General features: G+C 65.4%; 14 protein-coding genes. 11 read left to right on the forward strand and 3 right to left on the reverse strand.

Annotation, left to right across the window (positions count from 1 at the left end):
- Nucleotides 1-27 precede the first annotated feature (27 nt).
- The 3 genes from ACKUUH_RS01000 to ACKUUH_RS01010 all read left to right on the forward strand — a co-directional run bounded on the left by ACKUUH_RS01000 (nucleotide 28) and on the right by ACKUUH_RS01010 (nucleotide 4228).
- Nucleotides 28-720: an ABC transporter ATP-binding protein gene (locus ACKUUH_RS01000; RefSeq protein ID WP_407947974.1), complete on the forward strand. Its 693-nt coding sequence runs from the start codon at nucleotides 28-30 to the stop codon at nucleotides 718-720.
- On the forward strand, nucleotides 717-3302 hold the full coding sequence (locus ACKUUH_RS01005; protein WP_407947975.1) for an ABC transporter permease: 2586 nt from the start codon (nucleotides 717-719) through the stop codon (nucleotides 3300-3302). The genes ACKUUH_RS01000 and ACKUUH_RS01005 overlap by 4 nt, the downstream gene beginning before the upstream one ends.
- 167 nt (nucleotides 3303-3469) lie before the next feature.
- Entirely contained in the window at nucleotides 3470-4228 is a 759-nt protein-coding gene (locus tag ACKUUH_RS01010) for a Bax inhibitor-1/YccA family protein (RefSeq protein WP_407947976.1), read from the forward strand.
- A gap of 70 nt (nucleotides 4229-4298) precedes the next feature.
- On the opposite strand, the gene ACKUUH_RS01015 is transcribed toward ACKUUH_RS01010, so the two are convergent.
- A complete protein-coding gene (locus tag ACKUUH_RS01015) occupies nucleotides 4299-4709 on the reverse strand; it encodes a DUF2794 domain-containing protein (protein WP_407947977.1) in 411 nt (136 codons plus the stop codon).
- A 573-nt stretch (nucleotides 4710-5282) separates the two neighbouring features.
- On the opposite strand from ACKUUH_RS01015, the gene ACKUUH_RS01020 reads away from it, so the two are divergent.
- The 4 genes from ACKUUH_RS01020 to ACKUUH_RS01035 are packed head-to-tail and all read left to right on the forward strand — an operon-like array spanning nucleotide 5283 to nucleotide 10110.
- A complete protein-coding gene (locus tag ACKUUH_RS01020) occupies nucleotides 5283-6290 on the forward strand; it encodes an ABC transporter ATP-binding protein (RefSeq protein ID WP_407947978.1) in 1008 nt (335 codons plus the stop codon).
- Nucleotides 6287-7021, forward strand: coding sequence for an ABC transporter permease subunit (locus ACKUUH_RS01025; protein WP_407947979.1), 735 nt, complete (start codon nucleotides 6287-6289; stop codon nucleotides 7019-7021). Before ACKUUH_RS01020 ends, ACKUUH_RS01025 begins: the two co-directional genes overlap by 4 nt.
- A 3-nt stretch (nucleotides 7022-7024) precedes the next feature.
- Nucleotides 7025-8974, forward strand: coding sequence for a GldG family protein (locus ACKUUH_RS01030; RefSeq protein WP_407947980.1), 1950 nt, complete (start codon nucleotides 7025-7027; stop codon nucleotides 8972-8974).
- Nucleotides 8975-8979: 5 nt separating this feature from the next.
- The gene (locus ACKUUH_RS01035; protein WP_407948020.1) at nucleotides 8980-10110 is read left to right on the forward strand and encodes a DUF4340 domain-containing protein; all 1131 of its coding nucleotides are present in this window, start codon (nucleotides 8980-8982) and stop codon (nucleotides 10108-10110) included.
- Between the two features lie 4 nt (nucleotides 10111-10114).
- Here ACKUUH_RS01035 and ACKUUH_RS01040 read toward each other — a convergent pair whose 3' ends face one another.
- Together ACKUUH_RS01040 and acnA are read right to left on the reverse strand one after the other, a co-directional pair.
- Nucleotides 10115-10846, reverse strand: coding sequence for a DUF1223 domain-containing protein (locus ACKUUH_RS01040; protein ID WP_407947981.1), 732 nt, complete (start codon nucleotides 10844-10846; stop codon nucleotides 10115-10117).
- A gap of 139 nt (nucleotides 10847-10985) precedes the next feature.
- Nucleotides 10986-14276 carry an aconitate hydratase AcnA gene (acnA, locus tag ACKUUH_RS01045; RefSeq protein WP_407947982.1) on the reverse strand — a complete coding sequence of 1097 codons (3291 nt, stop codon included), beginning with the start codon at nucleotides 14274-14276 and terminating at the stop codon, nucleotides 10986-10988.
- A gap of 242 nt (nucleotides 14277-14518) precedes the next feature.
- On the opposite strand from acnA, the gene ACKUUH_RS01050 reads away from it, so the two are divergent.
- The 4 genes from ACKUUH_RS01050 to ACKUUH_RS01065 all read left to right on the forward strand — a co-directional run bounded on the left by ACKUUH_RS01050 (nucleotide 14519) and on the right by ACKUUH_RS01065 (nucleotide 17480).
- Nucleotides 14519-15322: a crotonase/enoyl-CoA hydratase family protein gene (locus ACKUUH_RS01050; protein ID WP_407947983.1), complete on the forward strand. Its 804-nt coding sequence runs from the start codon at nucleotides 14519-14521 to the stop codon at nucleotides 15320-15322.
- Nucleotides 15309-15935 carry a heme ABC exporter ATP-binding protein CcmA gene (gene ccmA, locus ACKUUH_RS01055; RefSeq protein ID WP_407947984.1) on the forward strand — a complete coding sequence of 209 codons (627 nt, stop codon included), beginning with the start codon at nucleotides 15309-15311 and terminating at the stop codon, nucleotides 15933-15935. The genes ACKUUH_RS01050 and ccmA overlap by 14 nt, the downstream gene beginning before the upstream one ends.
- The gene (gene ccmB, locus ACKUUH_RS01060; protein ID WP_322312794.1) at nucleotides 15932-16609 is read left to right on the forward strand and encodes a heme exporter protein CcmB; all 678 of its coding nucleotides are present in this window, start codon (nucleotides 15932-15934) and stop codon (nucleotides 16607-16609) included. The genes ccmA and ccmB overlap by 4 nt, the downstream gene beginning before the upstream one ends.
- Before the next feature lie 100 nt (nucleotides 16610-16709).
- Complete coding sequence (locus tag ACKUUH_RS01065) at nucleotides 16710-17480, forward strand: heme ABC transporter permease (protein ID WP_407947985.1); 771 nt, start codon at nucleotides 16710-16712, stop codon at nucleotides 17478-17480.
- The last annotated feature ends 2 nt before the right edge of the window (nucleotides 17481-17482 follow it).

The raw sequence follows: 17482 nt of genomic DNA on the forward strand, positions 1-17482 counted from the left end.
CCGCTCCACCACAAAGGCCTAAAGCGTTTGCCCGACACAATCATCGAACTCGACAGCGTGAAACTCAGCCTGCCGAGTGCGGCCGGTCCGGTCAACATTCTCCGGGGGATCGACCTTTCCATCGCAAAGGGTGAAACCGCCGGTCTCGTGGGGCCGTCCGGTTCCGGCAAGTCCACGCTTCTCATGGTGCTGGCCGGTCTCGAAAGGCCGAGCTCGGGGCGCATCGTCTGCGCGGGCGAAGACCTTACGCTCCATGGCGAAGACCAGCTCGCACGCTTCCGCCGCGATCATATAGGTATCGTCTTCCAGTCCTTCCACCTCATCCCGACGATGACGGCACTGGAGAATGTCGCGATCCCGCTCGAATTCGCCGGGCGGAAGAACGCCTTCGAGCGGGCGGAGGAGGAGCTACGGCTGGTCGGTCTCGCGCACCGGCTCACGCATTATCCGGGGCAGCTCTCGGGCGGCGAGCAGCAGCGCGTCGCGCTTGCCCGCGCGGTGGCGGGCGATCCGGAAATCCTGCTTGCCGACGAACCGACCGGCAATCTCGACCAGTCGACGGGCGCGGAAATCATCGAACTCATGTTCGACCTGCACAGGCGCAAGGGCGCGACGCTCGTGCTCATCACGCATGACGAGGCGCTGGCGGCACGCTGCCACCGGATCGTGCGGCTGCGCGACGGGCTGATCGAAAGCATCGAGGCGGGAGCGCCGGCATGAGCGGCGTGGACGCGCCGCTCCGGCTTGCCTTCCGGCTGGCGCGGCGCGAGCTGCGCGGCGGGCTTGCGGGATTTCGCGTCTTCATCGCCTGTCTTGCGCTCGGTGTCGCGGCAATCGCAGGCGTGGGCTCCGTTTCGGCGGCGCTCACGCATGGGCTCGCGCAAGGCGGGCAGGATATTCTCGGCGGCGATATCGCGCTGCGGCTCATCCACCGCGAGGCGGGGGCGGAAGAGCTTGCCTATATCACCGAGAGCACGAGGGTTTCTGTGTCAGCCGAAATGCGCGCAATGGCGCGGAGCGCCGGAGAAGGGGGCGCGCGCGGCGCCGAGGGAAGCGAGGGACGCGGCCAGACGCTTGTCGAGCTGAAGGCGGTGGACGGCGTCTATCCGCTCTATGGCGAGATGACGCTCGAACCGGCCATGCCGCTTGCCGATGCGCTTGCCATGCGCGACGGGCGGCCGGGCGCCGTCGTGGAACCCAATTTGCTGAGCCGTCTTGGTGTCGGCGCCGGTGGCATCATCCGCATCGGCGAGGAAACATTCGAACTGCGTGCGACGATCGCGCATGAGCCGGACCGCGTGTCGGACGGTTTCGCGCTCGGACCGCGCGCCATGATCTCGCGCGAGGCGCTTGGCGGCACGGGCCTCGTGCAGCCCGGCAGTCTCGTCCAGTACCAGTACCGGATTGCGCTGCCCGCCAATGCGCGTACGCCGGAAGACATTGCGGCATGGACGGCGGCACTCAACGAACGCTTTCCCGATGCGGGCTGGCGCGTGACGGACCGCAGCGACAGCGCGCCGGGCGTGCGCCGCTTCGTCGAGCGCGTGGCGCTCTTTCTTTCGCTTGTCGGGCTCACCGCCCTCGTCGTCGGCGGTGTTGGCGTCGCCAATGCCGTCAAATCCTATCTCGACGGCAAGCGCGAGACGATCGCGACCTTCAAATGCCTCGGAGCGCCGGGCACGCTCATCTTCCGTATCTACATGATCCAGGTGCTCGCGCTTGCCGTTGTCGGCATCGCGATCGGCCTTGCCGCCGGCATGGTGGCGCCTTTCATCGTCGATGCGGTCGCGGGCGACATGATCCCCATTCCCGCCGAGATGGGGCTTTATGGCGGGCCGCTGCTGCTAGCCGCTGCCTATGGCCTGCTGACGGCGCTTGCCTTCGCGATCTGGCCGCTGGCGCGTGCCCGCGAGGTGCCGGCGGCGGGGCTCTTCCGCGACATCGTGGCGCCGGTACGCCGCCTGCCGCGCCCGGTCTATGTCGCGGCGACGGCGGGTGCGCTCGCCGTGCTTGCCGCGCTTGCCGTTGCGGTCGCGGAGGAGCGCCTCTTCGCACTCTGGTTCGTGGCGGCGGCGGCCGGCGTCTTCGTCGTGCTCACGCTGGCGGCGCAGGGCATCATGGCGCTTTCGGCGCGCGCGCCGCGCGTCAACTCGCCGGAGCTTCGCCTTGCGCTTGCCAATATCCACCGGCCCGGCGCACCGACCCCGGCCGTCGTGCTTTCGCTCGGTCTCGGCCTTACGCTCCTCGTCACCGTGTCGCTCATCAACGGCAATCTGACCGGCGAGATCACGAGCGAGCTGCCGGAGCGGGCGCCCGCCTTTTTCTTCGTCGACATACAGCCGGACCAGACGGATGCACTCGAAAACCTGGTGACGGGGACACCGGGCGTCACCGCGTTCAACCGCGTGCCGATGCTGCGCGGCAAGATCGCGGCGGTGAACGGCGTGCCCTCGGACCAGGTGGAGGTAACGCCGGAGGCGCAATGGGCGCTCAGGGGCGACCGCGGCATTACCTATTCGCGAAGCCTGCCGGAAGGTTCGACGCTCGTCCGGGGCACCTGGTGGGCAGAGGATTACGAGGGGCCGCCGCTCGTCTCCTTCGGCGAGGATCTCGCCCAAGGCTTCGGCATCGATGTCGGCGACACGATCACCGTCAATGTGCTCGGCCGCGAAATCACGGCGGAGGTCGCCAATACGCGCGCCATCGACTGGACGAGCCTCGGCATCAATTTCGTGCTCGTGTTTTCACCGGGCATGTTGTCGGCCGCGCCGCATACGGTGCTGGCCACGGTCGAGATGGAGGGAAGTCCGCAAGCGGAGGAAGCGCTGGAGCGCGAGGTGACCTCGCGGTTTCCGAACATCACTTCCGTTCGCGTGCGCGAGGCGCTGCAGGCAGTGAACGGGCTCCTCGAGAATTTCGCCATGGCGGTCCGGGCGACGGGCGGGGTGACGCTTGCGGCCGGCGTGCTCGTGCTCGCGGGGGCGATGGCGGCGGGGTTCCGCTCACGCGTGCGCGATGCAGTCGTGCTCAAGGTGCTGGGCGCGACCCGGGGGCGGATTCTCGGCATCTATGTGCGGGAATATGCGGCGCTCGGCCTCGCGACGGCGCTTGTCGCGGCGCTGGCCGGAACCGCGGCGGCCTATGTCGTCATCACCATGGTCATGGAAATGCCGTGGCGCTTCCTGCCGGGCACGCTTGCGCTAACCATCGCAGCGGCCACGCTGGTCACGGTTGCGCTCGGGCTTCTCGGGACCTGGCGGGCGCTTTCCGTTCCCTCCGCTTCCGTGCTCCGGGCCGACTGAACGGCGAAGATTAAATTTCCGCCATCCCCCGGACGAGCGAAAGCCGTATTTTATGACATTTCAAAGACTTAACCGCCGGGTCCGCGGCGCAAACCTTCCGGTTTTTCTTGAATTCGTCTCTTCATCCGCCAATATACTGCTCAGCACACTCAGGAGGGTGCAGATACATGGCGAATTACGATCAGGAACGGCTCCATCAGACCCGTGTCGGCGCGCGCGCCGACATGTCGATCGATCAGGGCCTCCGGAGCTATATGCTCAGCGTCTACAATTACATGGCGGGCGCGCTCGCGCTGACCGGGCTCGTTGCCTATTTCGCTTTCGGTGCGGCGACGGTCGAAACGGCGCAGGGCCTCGGCCTCACGAGCTTTGGCGAGACGCTCTATACGAGCCCGTTGCGCTGGGTCGTCATGCTGGCGCCGCTCGGCTTCATCATGGTGCTCAGCTTCGGCATCCAGAAGCTCAGCCTCTCGGCGACGCAGCTGCTCTTCTGGGCCTTTGCCGGCGTGATGGGCCTGTCGCTGTCGTCGATCTTCCTCGTCTATACGGGGCAGAGCATCACGACGACCTTCTTCGTGACGGCGGCGGCCTTCGGCTCGCTCAGCCTTTACGGCTATACGACCAAGCGCGACCTGACCGGCATGGGCTCGTTCCTCATCATGGGCCTGTTCGGCATCATCATCGCGATGGTCGTGAACATCTTCCTGCAGAGCTCTGCGTTGCAGTTCGCGATCTCGGTGCTCGGCGTGCTGATCTTCGCCGGCCTCACCGCTTACGACACGCAGCGCATCAAGGGCATGTATTACGAAGCCGACAGCGCTGTCGTCGCCGGCAAGAAGGCCGTGATGGGCGCGCTCTCGCTCTATCTCGACTTCATCAACATGTTCCTGTTCCTGCTGCGCTTCATGGGCAACCAGCGCGGCTAAGCGCCCCGCATAACGGAACGACAAAGCCCCGGCAGCGATGCCGGGGCTTTTTGTTCGAGGAATGCTTCCCTCAGGCGTCGATGAGCCGGAGCGAGCGCTTTTCGAAGACCTTGAGCACCTGGGCGAGGTCGTGGCCGCGCTTGAGCACGAGGCCCGTCGCCGCGATGACGCTGTAGGCACCCTGCTTGCGGGCGAGCTTCGGACGCTTCTCGATGCGGTAGAGCGGTATTTCGCTGGCGCGACGGAAGACCGAGAAGATGGCCACATCGCGAAAGCCGCCCATCGCGTAGTCGCACCATTCGCCCTCGGCGACCTTCCGCCCATAGACGGAGAGGATCGCGTCGAGTTCCGCTCGGTTGAAGAAGACTTCCGCTTCCCGCGGCCGCGCGCCCGGCGTTTCCGGCGGCCTCGCGGTTCCGACAAGGCTGAGGCGGGTTTGCGCCGCTCCGCCGCGGGCGTCGTAGTCGGCACTATCGGACATGCGGCGCCTTTCGCTGGTTCGGGCCGGGACTGTGCACAAGCATGGCACGAGGAGCGCGCCGCCGTCACCCGATTGTTACAAAACCCGCGGAGAACAGCCCTTTTTCGGTGAAACGACAATAAGGGCGAAACCACAATATTGCCTTGTTTCAGCCCTTGGGCAGCCACACTGACCCTCCATCTTTGCATCGTTGCCTCACTGGCCCGGTTCCTTGCGACGTTCCGGTTTCATCAGCCCCCCAGCCCCACCGGGATAGATTGGGGGAGCCGGGCCACCCCTTCCCCCGGGGAGAGGCAGCATCTTCAAGAAAAGAGCGACAGCTCCGCCGCCCGGGATCCCCCCTCCCGGGCGGCTTCTTTTTGTGCGTCTTGCCGTGGGCTTCCGGGCGTGGTGGCGCGCTGCCGCCAGATGAAGCATCTTTCACTTGAAGGGCTCTGCGCCCTGTCCTACACAAGCCCGTCTTGCCGAGCTTTTCGGGGGAAGAGCGGGAGACGGCGCGCGATGCGGAACGGCCGGAAAGGCCGCTCCGGCGACGCTCGAGGGAGAGACGCGATCAACCGGTCTGACAGGGATATGGCGAGCGGAAACGCGGCGGGCGCAGCAGGTGGCGAGCCGATGATTGTCATCGACGGGCTCACCAAGCAGTTCGGTCCATTCACCGCCGTCGACGGGATCAGCTTTTCCGTCGGCAAGGGCGAAGTGCTCGGTTTCCTGGGACCGAACGGCGCCGGCAAATCCACGACAATGAAGATGGTGACGGGCTTTCTTGCGCCGAGCGCGGGAACGGCGCGCGTCTGCGGCCACGACATCGTCACCTCGACGCTCGATGCGCAGCGCATGATCGGCTATCTGCCGGAAGGCGCGCCGGCCTATGGCGACATGACGACGCGCGGTTTTCTCAAATTTATCGCACGGGTGCGCCGCCTTTCGGGCGCGGAGGCGGACAAGGCGATCGACAGCGCGGTGGAGGCGACGGAACTTGCCGGCGTTCTCGAGCAGCCGATCGACACGCTTTCCAAAGGCTTTCGCCGCCGCGTCGGCCTTGCGCAGGCGATCCTTCACAATCCGCCCGTGCTCATCATGGACGAGCCGACCGACGGTCTCGATCCGAACCAGAAATTCGAAGTGCGCAAGCTCATCGGGCGCATGGCCGCGGAAAAGGCCATCGTCATCTCGACGCATATCCTGGAAGAGGTGGATGCGATCTGCACGCGCGCGCTCATCATCGACCGTGGCCGCATCGTTGCCGACGGTACGCCCGCTGAACTCATGTCGCGCTCGCGCTACCACAATGCTGTGTCGCTGACGCTTGGCGGCCGCACGACGGTGGAGACGGCGGAGAAGCTGCGTTCGCTCGCGGGCATCGAGAGCATCGAGGTTTCCCCGCGCGGCGACGAGACGACCTTCACGCTCTTTCCCGCACGCTCGGGCGAAGGCGACACGATGCTTGTCGATGCCGTGGCGCGGATTGCACGCGAGGAGAACTGGCAGGTGCGCGCGCTTTACGGCGAGGCGGGCCGCCTCGACGAAGTGTTCCGCCGCCTGACGCGGCCCGATGCGGGCGGAAAGGAAGCGGCATGAACGAGCTTCTCGCCGTTTTCCGCCGCGAGCTCGGCGGCTATTTCGCGACACCGCTCGCCTTCATCTTCATTGTGATCTTCCTGTTCACGATGGGCGCCTTCACCTTCTATCTCGGCGCCTATTACGAGAGCGACCAGGCGGACCTCACGATCTTCTTCAACTTCCATCCCTGGCTCTACCTGTTCCTCATTCCCGCCATTTCCATGCGGCTATGGGCGGAAGAGCGGCGTTCGGGGTCGATCGAACTTCTCTTGTCGCTGCCCGTGCCGCTCTGGGCGGCGGTGCTCGGCAAGTTTCTCGCGGCATGGGCCTTTTCGGGCATCGCGCTCGCGCTCACCTTTCCGATGTGGCTCACCGTCAATTATCTCGGCGATCCGGACAATGGCGTGGTGCTTGCGGGCTATCTCGGCAGTTTCTTCATGGCGGGCGGTTATCTCGCCATCGGTTCGTGCCTGTCGGCCGTCACACGCAACCAGGTGATCGCCTTCGTCGTGAGCGTCGCCGTGTCGTTTCTCTTCACGGTGTCGGGTCTTCCCATCGTGATCGACTTCTTCGCGAGCTGGGCGCCGCAGCAGGTGCTGTCCACCATCGCGTCGTTCTCCTTCCTCACGCATTTCGAGGCGATCACGCGCGGCGTCATCGATCTTCGCGACATCGTCTACTTCACCACGCTGATCGGCGCCTGGCTCATCGCCTGCGGCATCGTGGTCGACATGAAGAAGGCGGGGTAGGCGATGTTCAACGGGCAGATCAGCCGTTCGGCCTATCGCATCATCATGCTGGTGCTGCTTGCCGTGCTCTTTCTTTCGGTGAACATGTTCTCGAACGTCGTGTTTCGCTCGGCGCGGATCGACCTCACCGAGAGCAGCCTCTACACGCTCTCGGACGGCACGCGGGAAGTCGCCGCGGCGATCGAGGAGCCGATCACGCTGCGCTTCTTCTACTCAGAAAAACTTGCGACAGACTACGGGCGCATCCGCACCTATGCGGGCCATGTGCGCGACCTGCTGGAGGAAATCCGCGCGGCATCGGGCGGCAAGGTGCGCCTCGAAGTGATCGAGCCCGCGCCCTTCTCCGAGGAAGAAGACCTTGCCATGTCGCTCGGCCTCAAGGGCGCGCCGACGCAATCGGGCGACATCATCTATTTCGGTCTCGTGGGCACCAATTCGGTGGACGGGCTCGAAGCCATTCCCTTCTTCAGCGACGAGCGCGAGCAGTATCTCGAATACGACATCGCGCGGATGATCCAGAACCTGAGCCGGCCCGAGCGCCCGGTGCTCGGCATCGTCACCAATCTCCCGCTCGACACGGGAACGGGTGGCCTGATGTCGGCGATGCGCGGCGATTCGCTGCCCTTCATGATCTATGAGGAATTGCGGAACCGCTTCGAGATCGAGTTCCTGGAACAGCAGTTCCAGAAGGTGCCGGACCGCGTCGACGTACTGATGATCGCGCATCCAAGGCCGCTCGACACGCCGACGCTCTATGCACTCGACCAGTTCGTGATGCGGGGCGGGCATGTGCTTGCCTTCGTCGATCCGCATTCGGAGGTGAGCCTCACGGCCGGGCCGAACGGCGATCCGATACGCGGCTACACCGAGCAGTCCGATCTCGGGCCGCTTCTGGAAAGCTGGGGGGTCCATTACGACCCCTCGAAGATCGCCGGCGACCGGAAGCTCGCGCAGCGCGTGCAGACGGGGCTCGATGCGCGCAGGCAGGAGAGCGACTATGTGCTCTGGCTCGCCGTGCCGCGCGAGAATGTGGATGCGAACGATCTCGTAACGGCGAATGTCTCGCGTCTCAATCTCGGCACGGTGGGCTATTTCACGCCGGTCGGGAACGCGACGACGGTGTTCTCGCCGCTCGTCACCACGTCGGAAGAATCGCAGCTCTACGACGTCGAAGAGGTGAAGAAGGGGCCGCGCCCGGACGATCTCATTCGCGCCTTCAAGCCGTCGGAGCAGCGCTACGCCATCGCGGCGCGGCTGTCTGGTCCGGTGAAGAGCGCCTTCTCCGGTCCGCCGGAGGAAGAGCTTGTGGCGCCGGAAGGCGCCGCCGCGCCCCGCCGCTCTCAGGAGAAGGCGGGACCCCATATCGCGCAATCGCAGCAGGACGCGAACATCATCGTCTTCGCGGACAGCGACATCTTCGACGACCGCTTCTGGGTCAGGACGGAATCCTATCTCGGCGAGCGCGTGGCGCAGCCGATTGCCGACAACGCCGTCTTCGTCCTGTCCGCCATCGACAATCTGATGGGTTCGAACGAACTCATCTCGCTTCGGGCGCGCAGCAAATCCGACCGGCCCTTCGCCGTGGTGGAAGAGCTTCGCCGCTCCGCCGAACGGCGCTTCCTCGCCGAGCAGGAAACGCTCGAGAAGAAGATCGAAACGGCCGAACGCAACCTCACCGCATTGCAGACGGGCGGCTCGGGCGCCGATGCCGCGAGCGGCGGCCCTGACGACGGGGAGGAGGCGGCGATCAAGCAATTCCGCAGCGAGCTTCTCGAAAGCCGCAAGGCGTTGCGCGACGTGCAGGGCGATCTTCGCCGCGATGTCGAGCGGCTGGGCGCGCAGCTTCGTTTCTTCAACATCGCCCTCGTGCCGCTGCTGCTCGCGGTCGTCGCGGGCGTGGCGGCCATCCTGCGATATCGCCGCCGCAAGGCGCGCGTGGAAAAGAGGGCGTGACAGTCATGTGGCAGACCCTCTGGAACAACAAGCCGCAGCGGAACCTTGCGGTCCTCGCCGCCGCCACATTCATCGCGGTGATCGCCGCGACCATTGCCGTCGTGAACGACCGGAGCAGCGTGCGCACGAGCTTCGTGCCCTATCCGCTCTTCGAGGAGCTCGATGCGAAACTCGATCGCGTCGACCGGATCGTCTATACGGCGAGCCGGGGCATGAACGGCGTTTCGCAGATCGAACTCAAGCGCAATGCGGATGGCGGCTGGGTCGCGCCCTCGCGCGGCGGCTATCCGGTGAGCGAAAGCCTCATCAAGAAGACATTGCTCGGCGTCGGCCAGATGGAAGCCTATGAGCCGCGCACGGCCAATCCCGAATGGCACCGCAATCTCGGCCTGCTGAAACCCGAGGATATCGGGTCGGCGGTGCGCGTCGAATTCTTCAAGGGCGAGGAGCGGCTTGCCGGTCTTCTCGTCGGCAAGGTGCCCGAGCGGGCGGTGGACGTGAAAGGCGAAGGCCTGATCTATGTGCGCCGCGACGGCGAGGACGAAACCTTTCTCGCGCGCGGGCGGCTGCCGCTTTACAAGAGCGTGAACGATTGGCTCGATACCGCCTTTATCGATATTCCGCGCGAGAAGCTCGCCCGCGTCACGCTCTGGGCGGGAACCGAAACTCCGGTCCTGCTTTCGCGCGGGCCGGGCGATGAAAACTTCGCTATCGAGAATGCGCCCGAAGGCCGCGTGTCGCGGGGAGCGGCCGTCGCGAACAAGGCGGCGACTGCAATCCTCGGATCGCCCTTCGACGATGTGGCGCCTGCCGAGACGCTCGAGTTTCCGGACGATGCGCCGCGCGCCGTGTTCGAGACATTCGACGGGCTGCGCCTCACCATGCTGATGGCGGGTGAGGGCGGCGCGCTCTGGGCGAAGTTCGCGGCCGAAGCCGATCCGGCGCTGGTGCCGGAGGGCGAGGATATCGCGCCTGCGGAAAAACGCGCCGAAGAACTCAATGCACGGCTTTCGGCCTGGACCTACAAGCTGCCGCAGGATCTCGGCAACCAGCTCACCCAGACGATGGACCTGCTGACGCGCGAGGCGGGGCCCGCCGATGCGATGAGCCCCATGCCGGAGCAAATGACGCCCTGAACCGTTAGTTCGCTGCCGTCTGTGCGGCGCCGAGGATCGGCCCGCCCTTGCCCGCCTGAAGAAGCGCCACGCACCCATCGATGCCACCCGCGAGGAGATCGCCTTTCGGCAGCGTCAGGCTGATCGCCTCGCCGCTCCAAATGCCGACGGGCATTAGTTCGCGCACGGCATGGGTATAGACCATGGTGCGGCCGCGGTTCTCGCCCTTGCCGATCTCGACCGTTTCCTCTTTCGTGAAGCGGATGAGCCAGAGCGTCACGGGTTGTCCCGGCGTCTTTCCAGCGCCGACATCGAGCGTCAGCGTGTCGCCCTTGTCGGTGAAAGAGACTTCGACCGGGAGCGGCCTTGTGCGCGCGGCGTCAATCTGCTCGTTGATCTTGCCGCGCTTGCTGCCGACGCCTTCGGTGGCGCCGTTCACCACGATCTGCGGCGTGTAGACGCCCGATAGCCCGAGGCGCCGCGCATAGGCACGCTGGCGCTCGGTGTGAGCCGGGCTCGCAAGCGTGTCCTCCCAGCCGAGGTAATTCCAGTAGTCCACATTGAAGGACAGCGCGATCACGCCGTCGCGGGTCGCGAGTTCGCGCATATAGGCGTCCGCCGGCGGGCAGGAGGAGCAGCCCTGGCTGGTGAAGAGTTCGACCACGACCGGGCTCTCCCCGGCGCGCGCGGGAAGGCATGCGAGCGCGAAGGTGGCGAGAAGTCCGCAGAGCCGGAGCGTCATGCGAATGGCGGGCATGATTGTCCTTTCCTTTCGCAGACAAGAATAGGAAGGGCGCCGCGCGGGGGCGAGTCACGTTGGAGTGATCCGGAGTGATCCCGACAAAGAAAAAGGGCGCCCCGAAGGGCGCCCTTTGTATCGGTCCGGCGTTTCCGCCTTATGCCGTGAGGTTCCGAAGCACGTAAGGCAGGATGCCGCCGTTCTCGTAGTAATCGACTTCATCCTGCGTATCGATGCGGCAGAGAAGTTCGATCGACTGTTTGCTGCCGTCGGCGAAGGTGATGACGGCGTTCACCTTGCTGCGCGGCTTCACAGTGGCGAGACCTTCGATCGTCACCGTTTCCGAACCGTCGAGGCCGAGCGACCGCCAACTCATGTCGTTCAGGAACTGGAGCGGCGCGATGCCCATGCCGACCAGGTTCGAGCGGTGAATGCGCTCGAAGCTCTGCGCGACCACGGCTTTCACACCGAGCAGCATGGTGCCCTTCGCCGCCCAGTCGCGGCTGGAGCCCGTGCCGTATTCCTTGCCCGCGAAGATGACGAGCGGGGTGCCGCGGCGCTTGTACTCCATCGCAGCGTCGTAGATCGGCATCTGCGTGCCTTCCGGCTGCAGCTTCGTCAGCCCGCCTTCGATCCCCTTCAGCATCTGGTTCTTGATGCGGATGTTGGCGAAGGTGCCGCGCATCATCACTTCGTGATTGCCGCGCCGTGCGCCATAGGAGTTGAAGTCCTGGGCGCCGACCTGCTTGGAGTTCAGGTAGGCACCGGCCGGGCTCTGCACCTTGATGTTGCCGGCGGGCGAGATGTGGTCGGTCGTGATCGAGTCCGCGAAGAGGCCGAGGATGCGCGCATCCCTGACGTCGCTGAGCGGCGCGGGCTCGGGCTTCATGCCCACGAAATAGGGCGGGTTCTGAACATAGGTCGAATCCCCGTCCCAGTCATAGGTGAGGCCGCCCGACACGGCGATGCTCTTCCAGGCGGCATCGCCATCGAAGACGTTCGCGTAGCGCTCGCGGAACATCTGCGGCGTCACGCAGGTGCGCACCGTTTCGGCGACGTCGCGCGAGCTCGGCCAGATGTCCTTCAGATAGACGGGCTGGCCGTTGCTGCCGGTGCCGAGGGGCTCGCTCGTGAGGTCGATCTGCGTCGAACCCGCCAGCGCATAGGCGACGACGAGCGGCGGCGAGGCGAGATAGTTCGCCCGCACGTCCGGCGAAACGCGGCCTTCGAAGTTGCGGTTGCCCGAGAGCACGGCGGAGGCCACGAGATCGTTCTTGTTGATCGCCTGGCTGATTTCCGCCGGGAGCGGACCCGAATTGCCGATGCAGGTCGTGCAGCCATAGCCGACGAGGTTGAAGCCGAGAGCGTCGAGATCGTCCTGGAGGCCCGCCTTTGCGAGATAGTCGGTCACCACCTGGGAGCCCGGCGCGAGCGAGGTCTTCACCCAGGGCTTCACCTTGAGGCCGAGCTTGCGGGCATTGCGCGCAACAAGACCGGCGGCCACCAGCACGTTCGGGTTCGAGGTGTTGGTGCAGGAGGTGATGGCGGCGATGACGACGTCGCCATGGCCGAGATCGTAATCCTTGCCTTCGACGGGCACGCGGGCCGCGGCCTGACCGGGCTTGCCGAACTCGCCTTCCAGCGACTTCAGGAAGCTCGCCTTCACGTCGGTCAGCGCGACGCGGTCCTGAGGACGCTTCGGGCCGGCGAGCGAGGGAACGACGGTGCCGAGGTCGAGTTCCAGCGTGTCGGTGAAGACGGGATCGGCCATGCCCTTCTCGCGGAACATGCCCTGCGCCTTCGCATAGGCCTCGACGAGCGCGACGCGTTCTTCCGAGCGGCCGGTCGCCTTGAGGTATTTCAGCGTCTCGTTGTCGACCGGGAAGAAGCCGCAGGTCGCGCCATATTCGGGCGCCATGTTGGCGATGGTCGCACGGTCCTCGAGCGCGAGATGGTCGAGGCCCGAGCCGTAATATTCGACGAACTTGCCGACCACGCCCTTCTTGCGGAGCATCTCGGTGACAGTGAGCACCATGTCGGTGGCGGTCACGCCGTCATTGAGCTTGCCGGTCAGCTTGAAGCCGATCACTTCCGGGATGAGCATGGAGACCGGCTGGCCGAGCATGGCCGCTTCCGCCTCGATGCCGCCCACGCCCCAGCCGAGCACGGCGAGGCCGTTCACCATCGTGGTGTGGCTGTCCGTGCCGACACAGGTGTCGGGATAGGCGATCTCTTCCTTGCCTTCCGTCTTCGTCCAGACGGTCTGGGCGAGATATTCGAGGTTCACCTGGTGGCAGATGCCGGTTCCCGGCGGCACCACGCGGAAATTGTTGAAAGCCTTGGAACCCCAGCGCAGGAACTCGTAGCGTTCGCGGTTGCGCTGATATTCGATTTCCGTGTTTTCCTTGAAGGCCGTCGGCGTGCCGAACTTGTCGACCATCACCGAGTGGTCGATGACGAGATCGACGGGCACCAGCGGATTGATCTTCTTCGGGTCGCTGCCGAGGTTCTTCACCGCGTCGCGCATCGCCGCGAGATCGACGACGGCGGGAACGCCCGTGAAGTCCTGCATCAGCACGCGCGCCGGACGATAGGCGATCTCGCGGTCGGAAGTGCGGGTCTTGAGCCAGGTCTTCACCGCTTCAATGTCTTCCTTCGTGACGGTGCGGCCGTCTTCGAAGCGCAGCAGGTTTTCAAGCAGCACCTTCAGCGAGAAGGGAAGGCGCGACACGCCGTCGAGGCCCTTCTTCTCGGCATCGGGAAGGCTGAAATAGGTGTAGCTGCGCTTGCCGACCTTGAGCGTCTTGCGGGCGCCGAAGCTGTTGCCGGGCTCTTTCCGCGCGGCAGGCTTTTTCGGTGCTGCCTTTTTCGCCGGGGCCTTCTTCGGCGCGGCAGAGGCTTTCTTCGGTGCAGCGGCCTTCTTCGCGGCAGGCTTCTTCGCCGCGGGCTTCCGGGTCACGGCAGCTTTTTTCGGTAAGGCTTTTTTCGCAGCAGGCTTCTTCGCGGCGACCGTCTTTTTCGGCGCGGCTTTCTTTGCAGCAGCCTTCTTCGGTGCGGCCTTCTTCGGAGCAGCCTTCTTCACCGCTGCCTTTTTCGGCGCAGCTTTTTTGGCGACGGCCTTCTTCGCGGCGGGCTTCTTCGTTGCCGTTTTCTTCGGCGCGGTTTTCTTTACTGCGGCCTTCTTCACTGCAGCCTTTTTCGGTCCGGATTTCTTCGGCGCGGTCTTTTTGGCGACTGCCTTCTTCGCGGCGGGCTTCTTCGCCGCCGTCTTCTTCGGCGCAGCCTTCTTCACTGCCTTCTTCGCAGCGGCGGCCTTCTTCGGAGCTGCCTTCTTTGCGGTAGCCTTCTTCGCCACCTTCTTCACGGCTTTCGCCGGGGCAGCCTTCTTTGCCTTCGCCGCTGGTTTCTTCTTCGCCTTGGTTGATTTGGCCGTCGCCTTCTTCGCCATCTCTCTATGATCCTCGATGATGCGCGGTCCGGAGCGGTGAGGGGGGAAGGCGGGAGCCTTGCGGGGAGCCGCCCGCGCCGAAAACAGCGCGTGCGTCAAAGCAGGATTTCGCCGCCGCTTCTCAGCCTGGGACCTATATGCTTGTCGCGCGGGACTATAATGTCTTTCGCATGGAATGACCATGCTTCGCCCGGAAAAGCGGGCGTGATAATCAGCGTCGCAAACGATGCGGGGAGATGCGGATGCCGGAAGTGCTCGTCGAGAAAAACGGACCAGTGACAAGCGTCATTCTGAACCGGCCGCACGCAAAGAATGCCGTCGACCGGAAGGCGGCCGAAGCGCTTGTCGAGGCGTTTCTCGCCTTCGAGCGCGACGAGGAAGCGCTCGTCGCGGTCTTCTGCGGCAGTGAAGGCGCGTTCTGCGCGGGCGCGGACCTCAAGGCGGTTGCGAAGGGCGAGGGCAATCGATCCGTGCCCCCCGCAACCGGCGCCGATTTCAACCGGCTCGCACAGGACGGTCCCATGGGTCCGTCGCGAATGATTCTCAACAAGCCGGTGATCGGCGCGATTTCCGGCCATGCTGTCGCGGGCGGTCTCGAACTTGCGCTCTGGTGCGACATGCGCGTGGTGGAAGAGGACGCGATCATGGGCGTCTTCTGCCGCCGCTGGGGCGTGCCGCTGATCGATGGCGGCACGGTGCGCCTGCCGCGCCTCATCGGGCACGCGCGCGCGATGGACCTCATTCTCACGGGCCGTCCCGTCAACGCGGAAGAGGCGCTGATGATGGGGCTTGCGAACCGCATCGCGCCGAAGGGCAAGGGACGCGAGGAGGCGGAGCGGCTCGCGCTCGAAATTTCGCGCTTTCCGCAACTCTGCCTGCGCCACGATCGCATGTCGGCCTATGAGCAATGGGATCTGCCTTACGACCGCGCGCTCGCCAATGAATTCGAGCATGGACGCAAGGTTCTCGCCTCGGGTGAAACGCTGAAAGGCGCGGCGCGCTTCGCGTCGGGCAAGGGCAGGGGCGGACGTTTTGACGATATCTGAGCTTTCGCTTTCGGTTCGCGATCTCGCCTGCGAGCGCGGCGGACGCCTCGTCTTCGAGGGTCTCTCCTTCTCGCTCAAGACCGGCGAGGCGCTGGTGCTGACGGGGCCGAACGGCGCGGGCAAATCGAGCTTGCTCAGGCAGCTCGCCGGTCTTCTCGACGTGGCGCAGGGCGAGATCGCCTTCACGGGCGGCGACCCGGAGCTCAGCCTCGGCGAGCAGGCGCATTATGTGGGCCATCTCGATGCGCTGAAGCCCTCCATGACGGTCATGGAGACGGTCTCCTTCTGGCGGACTTATCTCGGCAGCATTCCGGAGGGAGCCGATACGGCGCTTGAGGCGCTCGGCCTTGCCCATCTTGCCGATCTTCCCGCCGCCTATCTCTCCGCCGGTCAGCGAAGGCGGCTGTCTCTCGCCCGCCTCATCGCGGTGCCACGCCCCGTCTGGCTGCTCGACGAGCCGACCGTCGCGCTCGATGCCGCAAGCGTTGCGCGGCTTCTTGCGCTGATGACCTCGCATCTCGGCCAGGGCGGCATGATCGTGGCGGCGACGCATCTCGATCTCGGTCTCGGCGAGACAAAGCAGCTCCGGCTCGGCGTGGAGGCCATGATATGACGCGCGCCTTTTTCGCCCTTCTCGCCCGCGATCTTCGCCTTGCCGTGCGGCTTGGCGGCGGCGGCGGCATGGCCGTCTTCTTCTTCCTCGTCGTCATAACGCTGCTGCCGTTCGGCATCGGGCCGGATCGGGAATTGCTCGCGAAAGTCGCGCCGGGGATGCTGTGGGTGGCGCTGCTGCTCGCGGCACTGCTCACGCTCGACCGGCTTTTCCAGGCCGATTACGAGGACGGCTCGCTCGATCTCCTCACCATGGGCCTCCTGCCGCTCGAACTCATCGTGGTCGCCAAGGCGCTCGGTCACTGGCTCACGACCGGCCTGCCGCTCGTCGTTGCGGCGCCGCTGCTCGGCCTCATGCTCAACCTGCCGGGAGAGGCCTATCCGCCGCTCATCCTCGCCATGCTGGCCGGCACACCGGCTTTGAGCTTTCTCGGCGCGATCGGTGCGGCGCTGACGGTGGGCGTGCGGCGCGGCGGACTTCTCGCCTCGCTCCTCGTGATGCCCTTCTATGTGCCGGTACTGATTTTCGGCGTCGGCGCGGCCGATGCGGCGACGGGCGGATTTGCGGGCGAGGCGGGGCGGCAGAGCCTTCTTCTCCTCGGCGCGGTGGCGCTGGCAAGCCTCGTTCTCGGGCCGCTCGGCGGCGCGGCGGCGCTTCGCGCCAATCTCAGATGAGGGGCCGGGACGAGGCGCCATGTGTGAGCCGGTTTGCATCTCAAAGCCGTGGCAAAATGCCCTTGGGCGCGGCTTGCCCTCTTTGCGGGGCTTACGCTAAATGGCGGGCATGAACATGATTTCCGCCGCGCAGCGGTTCCATGCCTATGCCAATCCGGCGCGCTTCATGGCGCTGTCGGCGCGGCTTCTCATGCCGCTGGCGGCGCTGGCGGCGCTTGTCATCGGCGCGGGGCTCTGGTTCGCGCTTGCCGCCTCGCCGCCCGACTATCAGCAGGGCGAGACGGTGCGCATCATGTATGTGCATGTGCCGTCGGCCTGGCTTGCCATGATGGGTTATGGGGTGATGGCGGTCGCCTCCGCCGTCGCGCTCATCTTCCGGCACCCGCTGGCCGATGTCTGCGCGAAGTCGGCCGCGCCCATCGGCGCCGCCTTCACCTTCCTCGCGCTCCTCACGGGCTCGCTCTGGGGCGCGCCGATGTGGGGCACGTGGTGGGAATGGGGCGATGCGCGCCTCGTCTCGATGCTGGTGCTCTTCTTTCTCTATCTCGGTTACATGGCGCTCTGGGCGACCATCGAGGAGCCCGTTCGCGCCGCGCGGGCGGCGGCGGTTCTCGCGCTTGTCGGTTCGATCAACCTGCCGGTCATCCGCTACTCGGTGGTCTGGTGGAACACGCTGCACCAGCCGGCTTCCGTTTTCCGCATGGACGGGCCGGCCATCGCGCCGTCCATGCTGCTGCCGCTGGGGCTGATGGGTGCGGGTTTCACGATGCTGTTCGTGACGCTGCTGCTGGTGCGCATGCGGGCCGAGATCCTGCGCCGCCGTGTGCGCAATCTGCGTCTTGCCCAGGCGGGCGCGGCGCAGGAGGTGTGAAC

Source organism: Parvibaculum sp., from assembly GCF_045863935.1.
Lineage (GTDB): Bacteria > Pseudomonadota > Alphaproteobacteria > Parvibaculales > Parvibaculaceae > Parvibaculum.